Here is an 18,636-nt window from a genome sequence, read left to right as displayed (position 1 = left end):
GTTCCTGACCGAGGCCGTTCGCGGTCACCGTGCGGTGCCGCCGTCGTCCTTACTGTTCCAGATTGCACCCCGGGTGGCTGCCCACGGTGCTGACCCACACGGCAGCGGCCGATTCGTCGCCCAGGTCGATTTCCCGCCCCGGATCCGACCCGACCCGCACCGTCAGCGCGCCGCCAAACGGCTTGTGCCCCACCACTTCAACTGCAGTGTCGAGCTTCAGCTGTTCGGAGTCCAGATATCGCAGCAGGTCCGGATTGGCATCACTGATGCGTGCGACCGTGCCGCGGTGGCCGTCGTCGAGTAATCCAATGAGATGCGCGTCGGGTTGCTGGACGGTCCCGTCCGCGGCAGGAATCGGGTCGCCGTGGGGGTCCCGCACCGGGTGGCCGAGCCGCTGTGACATCCGCTCGATCAGCATATCGGAGACTGTGTGTTCGAGCAGTTCGGCCTCGTCGTGGACTTCGTCCCAGCCGTACCCGAGCTCCCACACCAGATAGGTCTCCAGCAGCCGGTGGCGCCGGACCATCGACAAGGCCAGGCGCAACCCTGACGGCGTCAGTTCCACGGGGCTGTACGGTTCATGACGCGCCAACCCGAGGCCAACGAGTTTCCGCACCATCTCCGTGACAGAGGAGTTGGCAACCTGCAACCGCGCGGCCAGGGCAGACATGGTGACGGGTTTATCCTGCCACTCGGTGGCCGAGTAGATGACTTTCACATAGTCCTGCACGGTGGTGGAGTCGCTGCCGGGACTGCCGGGACTGCCGGGGGCGCCGGGACCACTGGGTTGGCTCGTCGGGCTCATTGGACTGCTCCTGCAGCAGCCGGCCGGTGGGCGTGGCGGACACGAGCCCGGGCGATTATGCCCCGTCGGGGAGCGAATACGTAGGCCAGAGTGAACACCGCGGACTGCGCCAGCACCACCGATGCGCCGGTGGAGGCATCCCAGTAGTAGCTGGCGTAAATACCGACGACGGCGGTCAGCACCGAGATACCCGCTGCTGCGGTCAGCATCACTGGGAACCGGCGGGTGAGCAGGAATGCCGTCGCGCCGGGAGTTATCAACATAGCCACCACCAGAATGATACCCACTGCCTGCAGAGCGACGACAACGGTCAGCGCCAGCAGCCCGAGCAGCAGAGTGGACAGCCAGTGCGTGTTCAGCCCGAGCGCATGGGCGTGGGTCCGGTCAAATGCGAAGAGAGTCAGGTCCCGGCGTTTGAACAGCACGGCGGCCAGAGTGATCACACCCAGTACCAGTACCTGGACGAACTCGCCGTCAGTGACCCCCAGAACGTTGCCGAAGAGGATGTGGGACAGGTCGGTCTGGCTGGGAGTCTTGGAAATGATCGCCAGTCCGACAGCGAACAACGTGGTGAAGACGACCCCAATCACCGTGTCGGACTTGAGATTGGTGGTGGAGCGGATGACGCCGATCAGGGCGACGGCGCCTGCTCCGAAAACAAAGGCGCCGAAGGAGAAGGGGACGCCGGCGATGTAAGCCAGTGCGACGCCGGGCAGCACGGCATGGGAGACGGCGTCGCCCATCAGCGACCACCCCATCAGGATCAGCCAGCAGGACAGCACAGAGCAGACCAGGGCAGCGGCGATGGTGACGATCAATGCCCGCGTCATGAATCCGTACAACATGGGCTCGGCCAGCCAATTAAGCAGCTCCACTGGTGGCTCCTTCCCCGAACGCGCGGGCCAGGTTCTCCGTGGTCAGCACCTCTGCCGGGTCCCCGTGGGCCAGCACGCTTCGATGGAGCAGCACGGCCTCATCGCAGAACCGTGGAATGCCTGCCAGATCATGGGTGGAGATGAGAATGGTTTTGCCATCGGCCCGCAAGCGTTGCAGCAGTGAAGTCAAGGTCGCTTCCGATCCCTTGTCGACGCCGGCAAACGGCTCGTCGAGCAGCATCAGCCGGGCCTGCTGGGCGATTCCGCGGGCGACGAAGGCGCGCTTGCGCTGACCGCCGGACAGCTCGCCGATCTGCCGCGAGGCCAACGAGGTCAATCCGACCTGTTCCAGCGCGTGGTCAACCGCCTCACGGTCGGCGGAGTGCGGGCGCCGGGTTGGTCCGAGGCGGCCATAGCGGCCCATCATGACGACGTCGTGCACCGAGACGGGGAAGGTCCAGTCGACGTCCTCGGACTGTGGCACGTATGTCAGCAGATTATTCTTCCGGGCTGCCTTGGAACCGGCACCGAAGATCCGCACCGTTCCGGTTCCGGCGGACACCAGGCCCATAATGGCCTTGAAGAGTGTCGATTTCCCCGACCCGTTGACCCCGACCAGTGCGCAAATGTTGCCTTGTTCCAGCCCCAGGCTGACCCTGTCGAGGGCAAGGATGTCGGCGTATCTCACGGTCAGCGAAGCGATATTCAACGCCGGCGCGGCCGCGCCCGCTTCCCGGGCCGGCCGCCGGTGCTGTGCGGGGGCGGGTTTACGCATCTGCGAGGCCTTTCTTGATCAGGTTGATGTCATAACGCAGCAGTTCCAGATAGCTGGACACCGGTCCCCGGGGTGTCGACAACGAATCCACATACAGCCCGGGGATCAGCTCGGCGCCGGTTTCCTCCGCCACCTGCTGCTGTGCGTCGGCGCTGACCGTGGTTTCACAGAATACGGTGGGTACGTCCTGCTCTTCGATGAGGCCGATCAAATCCACGATCTGGCCCGGTGTTCCCTGGGTGTCGGAATTGACCGGCCACAAGTACCCCTCCTTGAGTCCGGCGTCGCGGGCCAGATAGGAGAAGGCGCCCTCACAGGTGACCAGCACCGCCGGTGTTTGGAATGAGCCTGCCAGGTCGTCCATCAGCCGCTGCAATTTGGCTTTGTAACGCCGGCCGTTGGCCTCGAAGTCCTCGGCATGGTCTGGGAGCAGTTTGCTCAGCGCTTCGACGATGTTGTCCACGTATACTTGGCCCGCCTTCGGTGACATCCAGGCGTGCGGATTGGCCTCGCCGGCGTATTCGCCCACGGTGATCGGAATCGGATCGATGCCCTTGGACAATACCGCGTGCGGCGCATCCACGGCTGCGACGAACCGCTTGAACCATCGCTCCAGCCCCAGCCCATTGTCCAGAATGAGGTCGGCGTCTGCAGCGCTCTTCAAGTCGGAAGGAGTGGGCTCGTAGCCGTGGATTTCCTGGCCGATCTTGGTAATGGAGTCCACGCGGATGTGCTGGCCGCCGACCTGGCGGGCTATATCGGCCAGCACGGTGAACGTGGTCAGCACCAGTGGCTTCTCCCGGTTCTCAGCCGGCCCGCCGGTGACGCCCGGGGCAGCCGAACAACCGGTGGCTGCAAGGCACAGTGCAGCCACCAAGGCCACGGCGCTGCGAAATTTCGGCATACCTAAATCTATAACATAGGGATGCTTAATTTACAGAGCGGCCCCTGGAAGGCCCGGGACCTCAGCGAAAGGCGCCCGTTAAATGAATGGTGCCGGTGGCGAAGAGCGGTTGGGGGCCCACTCATCGCTCACCGGCACCTTAGGCCGATCCGGGGGAAGACCGGCCTAATCACTCGCACCTTTATGAGGTATTAACTACTCTAAGAGGCGAAGGTGAAAACGAACCTGATAGAACCTTGGGACGAACTGGGAATTTTGCCCTGTGCCGCCCGGGCGGGCCGGACCGGCTAAAACAGGTCATCGACCTCGGGGTTGAGCCGGTGCAACACCTCGGTGTGCAGAATCGAGTTGGTGGCCAGGGCATTTCCGCCAAAGGGGCCGTCTGCCCCGTCCAGCGAGGTGAAGCGGCCGCCGGCTTCGGTGACGATGGGCACCAGCGCGGCCATATCGTAGAGGTTTAGTTCCGGTTCGCAGGCGATGTCGACGACGCCCTCGGCCACCAGGCAGTACGACCAGAAATCGCCGAATGCGCGGGTGCGCCATACGTCGTCGGTCAGCGAGATGAATTCGTCAAAGTTGCCGCGCTGTTTCCAGCCGCTGAGGCTGGAGTAGGACATGGAAGCGTCCGAGAGACTGCCGATATTGGAAACCCGCAGTTTGCTGGCTGCGGCCAGCGACTTGCCGGTGAACGCGCCGGTTCCTTTGGCGGCCCACCAGCGTTTGCCCAGGGCGGGGGCACTGACCAGGCCGACCACCGGTTGCCCTTCATCGACCAGCGCGATCAACGATGCCCAGACCGGAACGCCCCGCATGAAGTTCTTAGTGCCGTCAATGGGATCGATGATCCACCGGCGGGATCCCGCTCCGCTGCTGCCGAACTCTTCTCCCAGCACGGCGTCGCGGGGGCGGGTCCTGGACAGCTGGCCGCGGATGACTTCTTCGGCGGTCCGATCAGCGTCCGTGACGGGAGTCAGGTCGGCCTTCGACTCCACCTTCAGATCCTGGGCCTTGAAGCGGTCCATCGTTTGGGCATCGACGGAATCGGCCATCACATGGGCGAGCCGCAGATCGTCATTGTACGTTTGGGGGGCGTGGTTCATGTTTTCACGCTACCGTTAGTTCCCCTCTGCTGATGGGACGTGCTGTTCGGGCCGCGTCAGTGGCGCGCTCGCCGTCGGGGCCGTGCCGGGTATTGGCTGGTATGGGACCAGCACCGGCTAATATTCGCCCAGTTCCTTCGCCGTGGTCGTGAACCCGGTCCCCAGCAGCCTTCGCAGCGACGTCAGCCGGGCTTCACCGGCCTGTCCGGCCTTGCCGGCAGCCACCCAGGAGTCCAGCCCGCAGTCGACGGCATCGCCGGTGTGCCGGCAGCCACGGTTGCACTCGGCGGTACCGGGCTCAAGATCCGGGAAGGCCTGCAGGATGCGGTCGGGATCGACATGGGCCAGCCCAAAGGAACGGATCCCCGGGGTGTCGATGATCCAGCTGCCGGCCGGCGCCCGCTCCAGCTGCAGTGCCAGCGCCGACGAGGAGGTGTGCCGGCCCCTGCCGGTGACGGCATTGACCCCGCCGGTGGCGCGGTCCGCACCGGTCAAGGCATTGACCATCCTTGATTTACCGACTCCGGATTGGCCCAGCAGCACACTGACCTTGCCGGCGAGTTCAGTGCGGAGGCGTTCGACGGCGGCCGCATCCAGTTGCGGTGCAGCCGGTTCCGCTCCAGCGTCGGCAGATTCGGCTCCAGCGTCGGCAGGGCGCTCCGGGCCGCCGGCCGCCGGCGTCTCTGCGACGGTGCCGCTGGTAATGATTTTCAGGTCCAGATGGTCGTAGTTGGCAAGTAATCCGGCCGGCTCTTTGAGATCGGTCTTGGTGACGCACAGTAACGGGTCGATACCGGCGTCGTAGGCGGCCACCAGGGCGCGGTCGATGAAGCCGGTCCTGGGCTCGGGGTCGGCCGCGGCCACCACTATCACCAGCTGCTCGGCATTGGCGACGACCACCCGCTCCACCGGATCGGTGTCGTCGGCACTGCGCCGCAACACCGTGGCCCGCTCCTCAATCCGGACGAGCCGGGCCAAGGTGTCGGCTTTTCCGGAAACGTCTCCCACCAGCGAGACCATGTCGCCCGCGACCACCGCGGTGCGCCGCAGCTCGCGGGCGCGGGCGGCGATGACCACCCGTTCATCGGCGGTGTTTTCGGCAACCACGGTGGTGTAGCGTCCCCGGTCTACGGTCACCACCCGGCCGGTAATTGCGTCGGCGTGGGCGGGGCGGTCCTTGGTCCGCGGCCGCGAGCCCTTCTTGTTGGGGCGGATGCGGACGTCGGACTCGTCCCAGCTCCGGCTGCTACGCGCCACCTGTCGAACCCTCGGGATCGAGCATCCGCTGCCACATGCCGGGAAAGTCCGGCATGGTTTTGGCGGTGGTGGCGATGTTTTCCACTTCGACCCCGTCGACGGCCAGCCCAATGATGGCGCCGGCGGTTGCCATTCGGTGGTCGTCGTAGGTATGGAAGACGCCTCCGTGCAGCCTCGCCGGGGTTATCGTGATTCCATCACCGGTTTCGGCAGCGTCGCCACCGAGTCGGTTGATTTCCGTCACGAGTGCGGCCAGCCGGTCGGTCTCGTGCCCGCGGAGGTGTCCGATGCCGCGCAGCCGGGACGGGGCGGAGGCCAGCGAAGCCAGCGCGGCTGCAGTTGGTGCCAGTTCACCGGCGGCGGACATGTCGAGGTCCACGCCTGAGATAGTGCCGGGACCGGACACCCGCAGCCGGCCGTCGTCGTACTCCACCTGCGCGCCGAAGGCGGACAGGATTTCCCGCCACTGATTGCCGCCCTGAGTGGTGGTTTCCGGCCATCCGGGGACGGTGATGGATCCTCCGGTGACGACGGCGGCAGCCAGGAAGGGCCCGGCATTGGACAGGTCAGGTTCAACGGGGACATCGAATCCGCGGATAGGGCCGGGTTGGACCAGCCATGAGTCCTTTGCCGGCATCGAGGCGTCGACGCCCGCCTCGCGCAGCACCGACAGTGTCATTTCCACGTGCGGAAGGCTGGGCACCGGGGGGCCGTCGTGGTGCAGCATGAGTCCCTTGCCGAACCGGGCGGCGGCCAGCAGCAGCGCCGAGACGAACTGCGAGGAGGCGCTGGCATCCACCGTCAGCTCACCGCCGTCGACGTTTCCAGCGCCGTGGACGGTGAAGGGCAGGCTGGACGAGCCGTCGTCGTCGACGTCGATTCCCAGTCCCCGCAGGCCATCGATGGTGGGGCCCATGGGGCGTTTGCGGGCATGCGGGTCGCCGTCGAATGTGACGTCCGCGGCGACCAGGGCGGCCACCGGCGGGACAAAACGCATCACTGTCCCGGCCAGACCGCAATCGACCTGCAGGTGCCGCCGGCTGCCGGCGGCAGGCCCGAATGGGATCGGAATTACCGTCAGGTCAGGCCCGAACGGGCCGCCCCCGGGTTCCTCCTCGAACCCGGCGCCCAACTGTTGCAAGGCGGACATCATCAGCGATGAGTCGCGTGAGTGAAGCGGTGCGCGCAAGCGCGAGGGGGCTTCGGCCAAGGCGCCCAGCAACAGGTACCGGTTGGTCAGGGACTTTGAGCCGGGCACTGCCACGGTGGCCGAAACCGGCTCTGCGGCCACGGGCGCCTGCCACAACCGGCCTGACCCAGCGGAGGGACCCATCCTCGTTCAGGAGCTGAAGACGTCGGAAGCGGTGCTGCGAACGCCCTTATCCGCCTTCTCCAACTGCTTGCGTGCGTCCTTGCTCAATGACTTGGCGTTCTTCCGGGTGTCCTGGGCGAAGTGCTCGGCCCGCCAGGCCAGGCCCGGACGGCCGTTGGTGTCGACGGAGGCGAGGAGCACGGCACCGATGAGCGAAATATTCTTCAACAACTGGTCCCGCCGCTGGGCCTTCTCTTCCTTGGTGCTGTGGGCTGCGGAGCGGTATTCAACGATGGCGTTCAGCGCCGATGTGCCAACCAGCAGTGCGGCGGCAACCCGGGAGAGTTTGCCAATGGCCAGCAGTGAAGCGGCTCCGATCTGCGTGCCGGAGACAACTTTGGCGACCATCGGGGCGTTGCTCGTTGCCGGCTTAACTGACGGAACGGTCTTGCCGGCACGGTCGAGCACCGGGCGAAGCTGTTCTGCTGTATTGGCCGAGTTCTTCAGCCGGGCCACGCCGGATGCGATGAGGCTGCTGGCCAGCATTGGTCGGGCAACGAAACGGACGATGGTCATATATGCCTCCCGGTCGGTGGGTTCATGTCCCTGTACGAACTCCATCATAGTTTGGCACTTTTTTGCCGCTTCGCACACCTTCAGCCCGCAGCACGCTTATTGTGGCGGAATAACGACGCCGTTGGTCACGTTCTGTCTACTAGTACAGCCCGAAGGGGCTGGCCGGACAGTCCGATGGCTGGTGCCGTCCGGTACGCAGATGGATCGGCGAGCAGAAAGGCAGCGATGTCGGCAGCGCTAAAGATGGCCGAACGACCCGAGCGGAGCGGCGTGTCCGATTCTCAGACGTGCCAGCAACTGCAGGTCGCCGCCCCGGAGCGTGGGGAGCACGTAAAGTGGACGGTGATGAGTAATCAATCCCCGGACAGCGCCGAGATCCCAGAGGATCGCGAGAGCGAGACCACTGCTGAGCGCAAGGCACGCTTCGAACGCGACGCGATGCAGTACGTTGACCAGTTGTATTCGGCGGCCATGCGGATGGCGCGTAATCCCAGTGACGCCGAAGATCTCGTGCAGGAGGCCTATACCAAGGCGTTTTCGGCTTTCCACCAGTACAAGCCGGGGACGAATCTGAAGGCATGGTTGTACCGGATCCTGACCAATACGTACATCAATCTGTACCGGAAGCGCCAGCGGGAGCCACAGCAGTCGAATTCGGACCAGGTGGAGGACTGGCAGCTGGCCCGGGCCGAGCGGCACACCTCCTCCGGTCTTCGTTCCGCCGAGGTGGAGGCGCTGGACCGGCTTCCGGATTCGGACGTCAAGCGTGCGCTGCAGGCGATTCCGGAGGAGTTCCGGCTGGCCGTCTACTTCTCGGACGTTGAAGGCTTCGCATACAAGGAAATATCGGAAATTATGGACACCCCGATTGGCACAGTGATGTCGCGTCTGCACCGTGGCCGCAAGTTGTTGCGGGAAATGCTGACCGACTATGCCCACGAACGCGGTCTGTCTGCCGCGGCGAAGGGCAGCCAGCAGGGTAGCGAATATCAGGGGAGTGGAAAATGAGCGACTGCGAGGACCTGGGCAACTGCCCGGACGCCAGGGTCGAGAAACTGTACGAATACCTGGACGGGGCGCTGTCGCACCAGGACATCGAGGACATTAAAGTCCACATGGACAATTGCACCGTCTGTACCGAGGAGTACGACCTGGAACGGCTGATCAGGTCGGTGGTGAAGCGTTCGTGCGCGGAAGCCGCTCCGGAAAATCTCAAGGCCGGAATCCTGTCGCGGATCAATGAGATTAAGACCGGCGGGCAGACCAGTTCGGCATCGACATAGAATCGGTAAAAAGCCGCCCGCGCACGTAACAGTCCCCGTCCGGATCATCGGACGGGGACTGTTCCGTTTTTACTGGTTACTTCGGTTGAGTGCAGTTCAGCACTTTTAGCTCAGGGGGCGCTTACCGTGGTTGGCGTTATTACGCTTACGGTCGCGCTTCTTACGTGCACGCTTGCTCATAATTGCCTCCTTTGTTTGGCAACGATCCGCACATAGTCTGACACATCGTGCCCCGCACCCGAAAAATGTGCGCCTGAGGCGCGGTGAAACCGCCGTCGTGCACCCCCTTGTCCCGGCGGGTGTTTAGGATGGAAGCAGAGCCGAATGAAGGAGCTGTTTCCATGCACGCGGTCTACGTAGATTCTCTCTCTGCCCGGGACCCGCTGGCCGGGTTGAAGGTGGGGGAACTGGCAGATACCGAACCTCCGCCTGGCTTCAAGAAGGTGGTGGTCAAGGCAGCAGCGCTGAACCACCATGACCTGTGGTCGTTGCGGGGAGTCGGCCTGGCGGCCGAACACCTGCCGATGGTCCTTGGGTGTGACGCTGCGGGCATTGATGAGGCGGGTAACGAGGTGCTGGTCCATTCGGTGATCTCCTCGCCCCAGTGGCGCGGCGACGAGACATTGGACCCGCACCGGACGTTGCTGTCGGAAAAGTACCCCGGCACCATGGCCGATACAGTGTGGGTGCCCGAGCGGAATCTGGTTCCCAAACCGCCCGAACTGAATTTTCAGCAGGCGGCCTGCCTGCCGACGTCGTGGTTGACTGCCTACCGGATGCTGTTCACCGTCTCGGATGCTTCGCCAGGGTCGACGGTGCTGGTTCAAGGGGCCGGGGGCGGGGTCGCGACGGCGCTGATCGCCCTGGGCAATGCAGCCGGGTTGCGGGTGTGGGCGACCAGCCGGAGCGAGGATAAGCGGCGCCGGGCCATCGAGGTGGGGGCAACGGAGGCGTTCGACGCCGGCGCGCGGCTGCCCGAACGTGTCGATGTGGTCTTCGATTCAGTCGGGGAGGCCACCTGGAGCCACTCGCTGAAGTCCCTCAAGCCCGGCGGCGCCATAGTCACGTGCGGCGCAACCAGCGGGCCGCAGCCGCCGTCGGACCTGAACCGGGTCTTTTTCCGTCAGCTGCGGGTGCTTGGTTCGACCATGGGGACGCGGCAGGAGCTCGAGCGGTTGACGCAATTCCTGGCGGTCACCGGCGTGCGCCCCCACATCGATTCCGAGCTGCACATGTCCGAGGCGGAACAAGGATTCGCCCGGATGCTGGACGGCGACGTGTTTGGCAAGATCGTATTCCACAACGGGCGGTCAGCGCTTTAGGTTGCTCTCGCCCAGCGTGGCCCGGATGGAGGCCTTGGCCTGATCGAGAACGGTCCGGATGGTCTCGGCGGTGATTTCGCTGATGCCGCCGTTTCCGTCCTGCCCGGCCGCATGGCGGCGCAGGTCGGCCCTCAGTTCAGTGCGGAACTGGTTGATCTGGTGTTCCAGCTCCTTCAGCGCACGGTCTCCGAGTACGTCGCCGTGGCGCGGCCCTGCCGTGTGCCGGACGTTTTCGGCGGAAGCGGCGAGGTCGGCGCGCACCCCTTGCATATTGCGGCGGATGTCGGCGCGCAGATCGTCGGCGAGACGCTTCACCGAGGCGGAAATGTCCTGCTCGATGCCGGCCAATTCCGCCTGACGTCCGGTCAGCTCCGCCAGGCCCGCTTCGGTCAGCCGGTACACCGTGCGCCTGCCCTCAGTGCCGGTGGCGACCAGGCCCTCGGCCTCCAGCTTGGCCAACCGCGGATACACCGTACCCGCGCTGGGGGAGTAGGTGCCGCCGAAGCGGTCGCTGAGTGCCTTGATGATCTCATAACCGTGCCGCGGGCCGTCCTTGAGCAGCGCCAGCAGGTAGAGGCGCAGGGCACCATGGGCAAATACCGCAGCCATTAGCGTGCGCCTCCGCGGTGCCCTTCCCCCGGCTGTCGGTGGCCGGCGCCGGGAGCGTGGAAGAGAGCGATGTTGCCGGAAACTGAGTTGGTGCGCACGGTAAAGGTGTGCGGACCGGTGCCGGGTTCGGTATGGGTGATCTTGCCCAGGCTGGAGAATTTAAGGTCATCGACCATCGCCGTGCCGGAGGCGGTGGCGGCGGACAGATCGATTCCGAGCTCTTCGGGAAGCCGGACAGTGAGGTCGCCCGATACGCTCTTCGCGCCCAGGTCGCGGGCGGTGCCGAGCACGTCCAGACTGATGTCTCCGCTGACGGTGTTGATGCGGATATTGTCCAGGAACCCGGAAGCGGTGACCTCACCGGAGACGCTCTTCGAGGCCAAGGTCCCGGTATGATGCCTCACGATTGCCTCGCCGCTGACCGTATTGACGGTGAGGTGTCCCGACGTGTCGTCCGCCATGATTGAGCCGGTGACGGTGTCCAGTGAGGTGCGGGAGGTGCCGCAGACCAGTCCGTCGCCGTTCACCGTATCCATCGAGACAGCTGTTCCCTCCGGCACGGCAATACTGACGACGGCGTACTCATCCGCCGAACCGGTCCGGATTCCTTTTATGCCGAGCCGGCCGAGTCCCTTGGATAGCGGAGGGCGGTGCTTGAGCTTCAGCGTGCCGCCCTCGAAACTGACCTCGATCGGCTCGCCGCTCACTTCTGATACTTCGACCCGGGTCTGAGGCGAGTCGTGGACCAGGATATCGATGCGCCCGTCGACGATGCCTGCCTTCAGCTCGGTCACCTCGTCGACGTCGAACGTCTCCGGTTCACTGATCGTCCACTCTGACGTTTTCATGATCCCTCCAAATGCGTTATATCGCGTTGTATGAAATTACGATATATCGCGAGTTGCCGAAAGGCAATAGATGCAGGGGGGACATTTCTTCGTTTCCGGCTTTGCGCAGGGTCATTGCGGCCATCATCCGACCGCAATAGCTTATAGCGTGAAGAAGATGATGCAGCAAAACATCACCCTTCGCGGTGCCCGAACGAACAATTTGGCCGACGTGGATCTCGATGTGCCGCACCATCAACTCGTCGTCTTTGCCGGAGTATCGGGTTCGGGGAAGTCCTCCCTGGTGTTCGACACGATCGCCGCCGAAGCCGGCTACCAACTCAACGAGACGTTTCCTCCGTTCGCCCGGAACAGGCTGCCCACATGGACTCGTCCCGATGTGGAACACGTCGCCGGTCTCACCCCGGTGATAGTCATCGATCAGCGGCGGATCTCAGGCAACGCCCGTTCGACGGTCGGTACGATCACCGACACGTGGACGTACCTGAGACTCTTGTTCTCCCGGCTCAGCGAACCGTACGTGGGCGAATCCAACCACTTCTCCTTCAACGATCCGGCCGGTATGTGCCGGACCTGCTCCGGCCTGGGGGAAGTGGTGGTCAGCGCCGTCGAGCAGTTTTTGGACTTGGACAAGTCCCTGGCCGGCGGCGGTATCCGGCTACCGGGATTCGGGAACGGCGGCTACTGGTACGCCCAGTACGCCGACATCGGGTCCTTCGACCCTGAAACCCCGCTGCGGCAGTGGAGCCCGGCCGAACGTAATGCGTTGTTGTATGGCGGCGAAGCAGCGGCCAGGCTGGGCCGCAGACTGCCCAAGGATTATGAGGGAATCGTCGAGCGGTTTGAGCGGATCCACCTGCGTACCTCGGACAACCTCTCAGAGCGCAAGCAGGACACCATCCGCCGGTTCACCCGGTCGCAGGCCTGCCCGGACTGCAACGGCGACCGGCTCAACGAAGCCGCCCGGTCTGCGACAGTGTGCGATTACACGATCGGCGCGATGTCGCGGCTGGAAACGACTGAACTGCTGAACCTGATTCGTACAGTCGATTCGGCCCGGGTCGCTCCCGTGGCCTCGGCGCTAACGGCGCGACTCGAGGCAATGGTGACGATCGGACTCGGTTACCTGGCTCTCTCCCGGGCCACCACGACCCTCTCGGGCGGGGAATCGCAACGCATCAAGACGGTCAAGCACCTGGGCTCCAGCCTCACCGCAATGACGTATGTGGTGGATGAGCCGACCGTGGGGCTGCATTCGGCCGATGTGGACTCCATGATCACGCTCCTGGAGCGGCTTCGTGACACCGGAAACAACGTGCTCGTCGTCGAACATGACCCCGCTGTGATGGCTCACGCCGACCACATTATCGAGGTTGGTCCCGGCGGTGGAGGCAGCGGCGGAAAGGTCGTCTTTCAAGGCACGTGGTCCCAGCTTCGCCGCGCCGAAACTCCCACGGGGCGGGCGCTTGGGCGGAACCGGGCGTTCAAGTCCACGCCGCGTCCGGCCGTTGGCACCCTCACCGTAGCCGGCGCGACGCGTAACAACCTGCAGGATGTCTCGGTGCGGATTCCCGCCGGTGTGATGACGGTGCTGACCGGGGTCGCCGGTTCCGGCAAATCGAGCCTTGCCGCCGAGATGGTGACCCGGCATCAGGCGACCGTGATTGACCAGAAGCCGGTCAGCGCGAACCGGCGCTCCACCCCTGTCACGTACACCGGAATCGCACCGGCGATCCGCCAGCTGTTCGCCAGGAACAACGGGGTTCCGGCCAGCTGGTTCAGCCCCAATTCGGAAGGGGCATGCCCCGGCTGCAAAGGGCTCGGTGTGATCTATACAGATCTTGCCTTCATGGACGGGCAGGAAGTGGTCTGCGAAACCTGCCACGGCCGCCGATTCGCTCCGGAGGTGCTGGCGCACACCGTCAACGGACTGTCGATAGCCGACGTCGGCGGTCTTCCCATCGATCAGGCCATCGCCCGGCTGCCCGACCAACGTATCGCCCGTGCACTGGGCCAGCTCTCCGCGGTCGGTCTAGGGTACCTGAGCCTCGGACAGTCCTTGAGCACCTTGTCAGGCGGCGAATGCCAGCGGGTCAAAATCGCAAGAGAGCTACGTCAGGAACAGCGGCCCGCCATATACGTACTCGACGAGCCGACGACCGGCCTGCATATGAACGATATTGGAACCCTGCTGCAGGTGCTCGACACCCTGGTCGAACAGGGCCATACGGTGGTGGTGATCGAGCACAACATTGATGTCATTCGCCAGGCCGACTGGCTGATCGACCTTGGACCCGGGCCGGGGCGGCACGGCGGTATGATCCTCTTTGAAGGGCACGCCGCCCATTATCTCCGGCACGCGACGCCCACATCCCGCGCCCTCAGGCAGGCTCGGGCAGATCCAGCCAGTTGAACCAGCCGCGGTGCAGCACCAGCCAGGCGATCAGGCCATGTCCGGCCTGTCCGGGCATGCCCTCGTTTGAGGCCAGGTCGGTCCGCCACTGCTCGTGGTTGAGCAGCGGGGTGAAGGTGTCCACGTAGGTATGCTTCCGCCGGCTTGTCACGTCGCCATAGGCGGCGGAGAGTTCTCCGACTCTCTTGTTCCGCGCCGCGTCCAGTCCCGGGGGTGGCCCCACTACGAAGGCCTTGACGCCGAGTTGGGCGGCCCCGTCGAGGATGTTCGCCAGGTTGAGCCTGCTGCGGGCAGGGGAGATTTCCAGATCCAGGTCACGGTCCGACAGCCCGATGACCAAGCGGTTTTCGCGGGACTCGCCGAACCGGCGGTCGGCTTCCTGCTGCCACCGGGACGCCAGCGCCTCGGTTCCTTCATCCGGTGCCGCCATGGGGAAGGACTCCAGGAATGCGGCCTGATTCGACGTCTGGGAAATGACCCGGCCGAACCAACCCATAGCGCGCGGGTCGCCGACTCCGGCCAGCAGTTCGTCGCCAACGGCGGCGATGCGGATTCTACGTTGCTCCAAAAGGCACCTTCTTCAGTTGGGGCGGACGGCGGCACGGATTGGCTGCCCGGCTCAGGCGGATCAGCCAACCGGTACATCCTACTCCCGATCGAAAGCCTGTTTGACCAGAATTTCCTGCTCCGCTGCGTGCCGCTTTGCCGAACCGCTGGCCGTGGCGGCCGAGGCCGGCCGGGAGACGAGGCGCAGGTCGCGGTCCAGCGCCGGCGGCAGATTCAGGCCGATGAACGGCCATGGTCCCTGGTTGGCCGGTTCGTCCTGGGCCCAGACCAGCTCGGCGTTGGGATACTTCGTCACCGCGTCCTTGAGCTCTTCCACAGGCAGCGGGTACAGCCGCTCGACCCGGACGATGGCCGTCTTCTCGTCGTCCGACTTCTGCCGTTGGGCCAGCAGGTCGTAATAGAGTCGGCCGGAGACGAACAGCACCCGGTCCACTTGCTGCGGATCGCGCGCCTCGACGTCGTCAATGACAGGCTCGAAGGTGCCCTGCGTGAAGTCCTCCACCGAGGAGGCTGCGGCCTTGAGCCGCAGCAGCTGCTTCGGCGTGAAGACAATCATCGGCCGGCGCGGGTGGCTGTAGGCCTGGCGGCGCAACAGGTGGAAGTACGACGCCGGTGTGGTCGGATTGGCCACCACCATGTTGTCTTCGGCGCACATCTGCAGGAAGCGTTCAATGCGTGCCGACGAGTGGTCCGGGCCCTGTCCTTCGTAACCATGGGGGAGCAGCAGCACCAGCGAGGAACGCTGTCCCCACTTCTGTTCGGCCGAGGAGATGAACTCATCAATGACCAGCTGTGCGCCGTTGACGAAGTCGCCGAACTGCGCTTCCCACATCACCATGGCATCCGGCCGCTCGACCGAGTAGCCATACTCGAAGCCCATGGCGGCGTATTCGGACAGCAGCGAGTCGTAGATCCAGAACTTGGCCTGTTCCTCGTCCAGGTGGCTCAACGGCATCCATTCCTTGCCGGTGGACCGGTCATGGAACACCGCGTGGCGCTGCACGAAGGTGCCGCGGCGGGAATCCTGGCCGGCGAGCCGGACGGGAATGCCTTCGGTCAGCAGCGAGCCGAATGCCAGCATTTCGCCGAAGCCCCAGTCGATGGCGCCCTCGCGGGACATCTGCTCGCGCTTCTCCAGCAGTGCCTTGAGCTTGGGGTGGACCGTGAAGCCCTCGGGGACATTGGTGTGTGCCGCGCCGATGGCCTTGACGACGTCGGCCGACACGGCCGTGCTGGACGGAAATGCCACCTTGTTGTCCGCCTGCTGCGCGATGGGACGTTCGATGCCGGCGATCGCGTCGTCGTCGCTGGTGACCACGGGCACCGGGGAAGTCTGGGCGGCGTGCGTTTCGGCGAAGACGCGCTCCAGCCGTTCCTGGTAGTCCTTCAACGCCTGCTCGGCTTCTTCCTGGCTGATGTCCCCGCGGCCGATCAGCGCCTCGGTGTACAGCTTGCGCACCGAGCGCTTGGCCTCGATCAGGTTGTACATCATCGGCTGGGTCATCGACGGGTCGTCGCCCTCATTGTGCCCGCGGCGACGGTAGCAGATCAGGTCGATGACGACGTCCTTGCGGAATTTCTGCCGGAACTCGAAGGCCAGCTGGGCCACCCGGACCACGGCCTCGGGATCATCGCCGTTGACGTGGAAGATCGGTGCTTGGACCATCTTGGCCACGTCGGTGGAGTAGACAGTTGACCGGGAAGCCGTCGGGGCGGTGGTGAAGCCGACCTGGTTGTTCACGATGACGTGCACGGTGCCGCCGGTACGGTATCCGCGCAGCTGGGAGAGGTTGAGGGTTTCGGCAACCACCCCCTGTCCTGCGAACGCGGCATCGCCGTGAACCATGATCGGCAGCACCGGGAAGTTGTCGCTGCCCTGGTTGAGCCGGTCCTGCTTGGCGCGGACAATACCTTCCATCACCGGGTCGACCGCCTCGAGGTGGGACGGGTTGGCGGCCAGGTAGACCTTCGTCTCATTGCCGTTGTCCGAGGTGAATGTGCCTTCGGTGCCCAAGTGGTACTTCACGTCGCCGGACCCCTGCACGCTGCGCGGATCCTGCGTCCCTTCGAACTCGCGGAAGATCTGGGAATAGGTCTTGCCGGCAATGTTGGTCAACACGTTCAAGCGTCCGCGGTGGGCCATGCCGATGGCGACCTCGTCCATGCCTTCATCGGCGGCATTGGAGATAATCCAGTCGAGCATCGGAATCAGCGATTCCCCGCCTTCGAGGCTGAAGCGCTTCTGGCCGACGAACTTGGTCTGCAGGAAGGTTTCGAAGGCTTCGGCAGCGTTGAGCTTGCTGAGGACGCGCAGCTGTTCTTCACGGCTGGGCTTCGAGTAGGGATGTTCCAGCTCGTCCTGGAACCACTGACGTTCCTCCGGATCCTGGATGTGCATGTACTCGATGCCGGTGGTGCGGCAGTACGCGTCGCGCAGCACGCCGAGGATATTGCGGAACTTCAACGACGGCTTGCCGCCGAATCCGCCGGTGGGCCATTCCCGGTCGAGATCCCACAGCGTCAGCCCATGGGTGCGGATATCCAGGTCAGCGTGCCGGCGCTGAACATATTCCAGCGGATTGGTGTCGGCCATCAGATGGCCGCGGACCCGGTAGGCGTGAATCAGCTGCTGGATCCGTGCGACCTTGTTGATTTCGTCCATCGGCTCGACCTGGATGTCGGCGCTCCAGCGCACCGGCTCATACGGGATCCTCAGTGCCTCGAAGATCTCGTCATAGAAGCCTTGTTCCCCCAGCAGCAGCTGGTGGACGATCCGGAGGAACTCGCCGGAGCCGGCCCCTTGGATGACCCGGTGGTCGTAGGTGGAGGTCAGCGTGATGGTCTTGCTGATGGCCTGGTCTGCCAGCTTCTTTTCGCTCGAACCCTGGAATTCAGCCGGGTATTCGAGGGCTCCGACGCCAATGATGCACGCCTGGCCCTTGCTGAGGCGGGGGACGGAATGAACTGTTCCGATACCGCCCGGATTGGTCAGCGAGATAGTGGTGCCGGCGTAATCGTCGGCGGTGAGCTTGTTGTCGCGTGCCTTTTTGACCAGGGCTTCGTACGCATTCCAGAATTCCGAGAAGTTCATTGCCTCGGCCTTCTTGATGTTCGGCACCACCAGCGACCGGGTGCCGTCCGGCTTGGGCATGTCGATGGCCAGTCCGAAGTTCACATGTGCAGGCTGAACCGCCGTCGGCTTGCCGTCGATCTCCTCATAATGGACGTTCTGCGACGGGAACTGGGCCAGCGCACGGATGATCGCGTAGCCGATCAGGTGCGTGTAGGAAACCTTGCCGCCCCGGGCACGGGCCAGGTTGCTGTTGATCACAACCCTGTTGTCGATCAGCAATTTTGCCGGCACCGCACGGACGCTGGTCGCCGTCGGGACGCTGAGGCTGGCGTCCATATTGGTGGCGATAGCTTTGGCGGGCCCGCGCAGAGTTGTCTTCTTGTCCTCTTCGGCTTCCCCCTGGTCCGGTGCCGAGCGGGGCAGTTGGGCCGGGATCGGCGCATCACCCGTGCTGCCGTCTTTGGCGGCACGCTTCTTGTCCCCGGAGGTGTCCCGGGATGCTTCTTGGGACGCGGGCCTTGCGCCGGAGGCGGTGGCGGACGTGTCTTTGCCCCCGGTCTCCGGCTTGTTCCCGGCGGCGGACTTGTCCCCGGCGGGCTTGGCGTCGGCATTAACGGCGGGCATCTCCCTGGTGGAAGGCGAGGAACCGCCACCGGATTCGGCGCGCTGCTGCCCTGAATCCCGCTTGCCGCCATCGGATGTTGCGCTGGCGTGCCGGCCATTGGACGAATCGCTGGCCTCGAAGGACTCGAAGATTTCCCACCATTTCTTATCGACGGAATTCTTGTCCTTCTTGTATTCCTCATACAGTTCGTCAACGAGCCACTCGTTCCCACTGAACTCTTCAGGTATACGGTGGTTGGGTTGATCTGGCACTTCTAATACGCCTCTTCCGTGGGTTGCTTGCCCTGCCCTGA

At 64.3% G+C, this 18,636-nt stretch carries 17 protein-coding genes; 4 read left to right on the top strand and 13 right to left on the bottom strand.

Annotation, left to right across the window (positions count from 1 at the left end; translation table 11 throughout):
• Window positions 1-49: 49 nt before the first annotated feature.
• The 8 genes from H535_RS0115695 to H535_RS0115660 all read right to left on the bottom strand — a co-directional run bounded on the left by H535_RS0115695 (window position 50) and on the right by H535_RS0115660 (window position 7,604).
• Window positions 50-805, bottom strand: coding sequence for a metal-dependent transcriptional regulator (locus H535_RS0115695; protein ID WP_051299414.1), 756 nt, complete (start codon window positions 803-805; stop codon window positions 50-52).
• Window positions 802-1,680, bottom strand: a complete 879-nt coding sequence (locus tag H535_RS0115690; RefSeq protein WP_026820299.1) for a metal ABC transporter permease — start codon at window positions 1,678-1,680, stop codon at window positions 802-804. The genes H535_RS0115695 and H535_RS0115690 overlap by 4 nt, the downstream gene beginning before the upstream one ends.
• Window positions 1,667-2,455 carry a metal ABC transporter ATP-binding protein gene (locus H535_RS0115685; protein ID WP_051299413.1) on the bottom strand — a complete coding sequence of 263 codons (789 nt, stop codon included), beginning with the start codon at window positions 2,453-2,455 and terminating at the stop codon, window positions 1,667-1,669. The genes H535_RS0115690 and H535_RS0115685 overlap by 14 nt, the downstream gene beginning before the upstream one ends.
• Window positions 2,448-3,359 carry a metal ABC transporter substrate-binding protein gene (locus tag H535_RS0115680; RefSeq protein WP_026820297.1) on the bottom strand — a complete coding sequence of 304 codons (912 nt, stop codon included), beginning with the start codon at window positions 3,357-3,359 and terminating at the stop codon, window positions 2,448-2,450. The genes H535_RS0115685 and H535_RS0115680 overlap by 8 nt, the downstream gene beginning before the upstream one ends.
• 287 nt (window positions 3,360-3,646) lie before the next feature.
• Entirely contained in the window at window positions 3,647-4,459 is an 813-nt protein-coding gene (gene hisN / locus H535_RS0115675; protein ID WP_026820296.1) for a histidinol-phosphatase, read from the bottom strand.
• Between the two features lie 117 nt (window positions 4,460-4,576).
• Entirely contained in the window at window positions 4,577-5,716 is a 1,140-nt protein-coding gene (gene rsgA / locus H535_RS25930) for a ribosome small subunit-dependent GTPase A (RefSeq protein ID WP_035769915.1), read from the bottom strand.
• The gene (aroA, locus tag H535_RS0115665; protein WP_026820295.1) at window positions 5,706-7,049 is read right to left on the bottom strand and encodes a 3-phosphoshikimate 1-carboxyvinyltransferase; all 1,344 of its coding nucleotides are present in this window, start codon (window positions 7,047-7,049) and stop codon (window positions 5,706-5,708) included. Before aroA ends, rsgA begins: the two co-directional genes overlap by 11 nt.
• 6 nt (window positions 7,050-7,055) lie before the next feature.
• A complete protein-coding gene (locus H535_RS0115660; protein WP_026820294.1) occupies window positions 7,056-7,604 on the bottom strand; it encodes a DoxX family protein in 549 nt (182 codons plus the stop codon).
• A gap of 345 nt (window positions 7,605-7,949) precedes the next feature.
• Between H535_RS0115660 and H535_RS25925 the strand changes: the two genes are divergently transcribed.
• Complete coding sequence (locus tag H535_RS25925) at window positions 7,950-8,612, top strand: sigma-70 family RNA polymerase sigma factor (protein ID WP_051299434.1); 663 nt, start codon at window positions 7,950-7,952, stop codon at window positions 8,610-8,612.
• Window positions 8,609-8,887 (top strand): mycothiol system anti-sigma-R factor, encoded by a 279-nt coding sequence (gene rsrA / locus H535_RS0115650; protein ID WP_026820293.1) that lies wholly within the window; start codon window positions 8,609-8,611, stop codon window positions 8,885-8,887. The genes H535_RS25925 and rsrA overlap by 4 nt, the downstream gene beginning before the upstream one ends.
• A 105-nt stretch (window positions 8,888-8,992) precedes the next feature.
• Here the strand turns inward: rsrA and H535_RS30405 are convergent, their stop codons facing one another.
• The gene (locus H535_RS30405; RefSeq protein ID WP_425387291.1) at window positions 8,993-9,067 is read right to left on the bottom strand and encodes a 50S ribosomal protein bL37; all 75 of its coding nucleotides are present in this window, start codon (window positions 9,065-9,067) and stop codon (window positions 8,993-8,995) included.
• A 161-nt stretch (window positions 9,068-9,228) separates the two neighbouring features.
• On the opposite strand from H535_RS30405, the gene H535_RS0115645 reads away from it, so the two are divergent.
• Window positions 9,229-10,209, top strand: a complete 981-nt coding sequence (locus H535_RS0115645) for a zinc-binding dehydrogenase (RefSeq protein ID WP_026820292.1) — start codon at window positions 9,229-9,231, stop codon at window positions 10,207-10,209.
• Here the strand turns inward: H535_RS0115645 and H535_RS0115640 are convergent.
• Together H535_RS0115640 and H535_RS0115635 are read right to left on the bottom strand one after the other, a co-directional pair.
• Entirely contained in the window at window positions 10,198-10,818 is a 621-nt protein-coding gene (locus H535_RS0115640; protein ID WP_026820291.1) for a PadR family transcriptional regulator, read from the bottom strand. The genes H535_RS0115645 and H535_RS0115640 overlap by 12 nt on opposite strands.
• Window positions 10,818-11,666 carry a DUF4097 family beta strand repeat-containing protein gene (locus H535_RS0115635; protein WP_026820290.1) on the bottom strand — a complete coding sequence of 283 codons (849 nt, stop codon included), beginning with the start codon at window positions 11,664-11,666 and terminating at the stop codon, window positions 10,818-10,820. Before H535_RS0115635 ends, H535_RS0115640 begins: the two co-directional genes overlap by 1 nt.
• A gap of 157 nt (window positions 11,667-11,823) precedes the next feature.
• On the opposite strand from H535_RS0115635, the gene H535_RS0115630 reads away from it, so the two are divergent.
• On the top strand, window positions 11,824-14,079 hold the full coding sequence (locus tag H535_RS0115630; RefSeq protein ID WP_026820289.1) for an ATP-binding cassette domain-containing protein: 2,256 nt from the start codon (window positions 11,824-11,826) through the stop codon (window positions 14,077-14,079).
• Here H535_RS0115630 and H535_RS0115625 read toward each other — a convergent pair.
• The gene (locus H535_RS0115625; protein ID WP_026820288.1) at window positions 14,048-14,647 is read right to left on the bottom strand and encodes a GDSL-type esterase/lipase family protein; all 600 of its coding nucleotides are present in this window, start codon (window positions 14,645-14,647) and stop codon (window positions 14,048-14,050) included. The genes H535_RS0115630 and H535_RS0115625 overlap by 32 nt on opposite strands.
• Before the next feature lie 78 nt (window positions 14,648-14,725).
• On the bottom strand, window positions 14,726-18,595 hold the full coding sequence (locus H535_RS0115620; RefSeq protein WP_026820287.1) for a multifunctional oxoglutarate decarboxylase/oxoglutarate dehydrogenase thiamine pyrophosphate-binding subunit/dihydrolipoyllysine-residue succinyltransferase subunit: 3,870 nt from the start codon (window positions 18,593-18,595) through the stop codon (window positions 14,726-14,728).
• Window positions 18,596-18,636: the final 41 nt, after the last annotated feature.

It is taken from the genome of Arthrobacter castelli DSM 16402 (assembly GCF_000430705.1).
GTDB classification, from domain to species: Bacteria; Actinomycetota; Actinomycetes; order Actinomycetales; family Micrococcaceae; genus Arthrobacter_C; species Arthrobacter_C castelli.
This window is presented reverse-complemented; position numbering and strand designations above follow the sequence as displayed.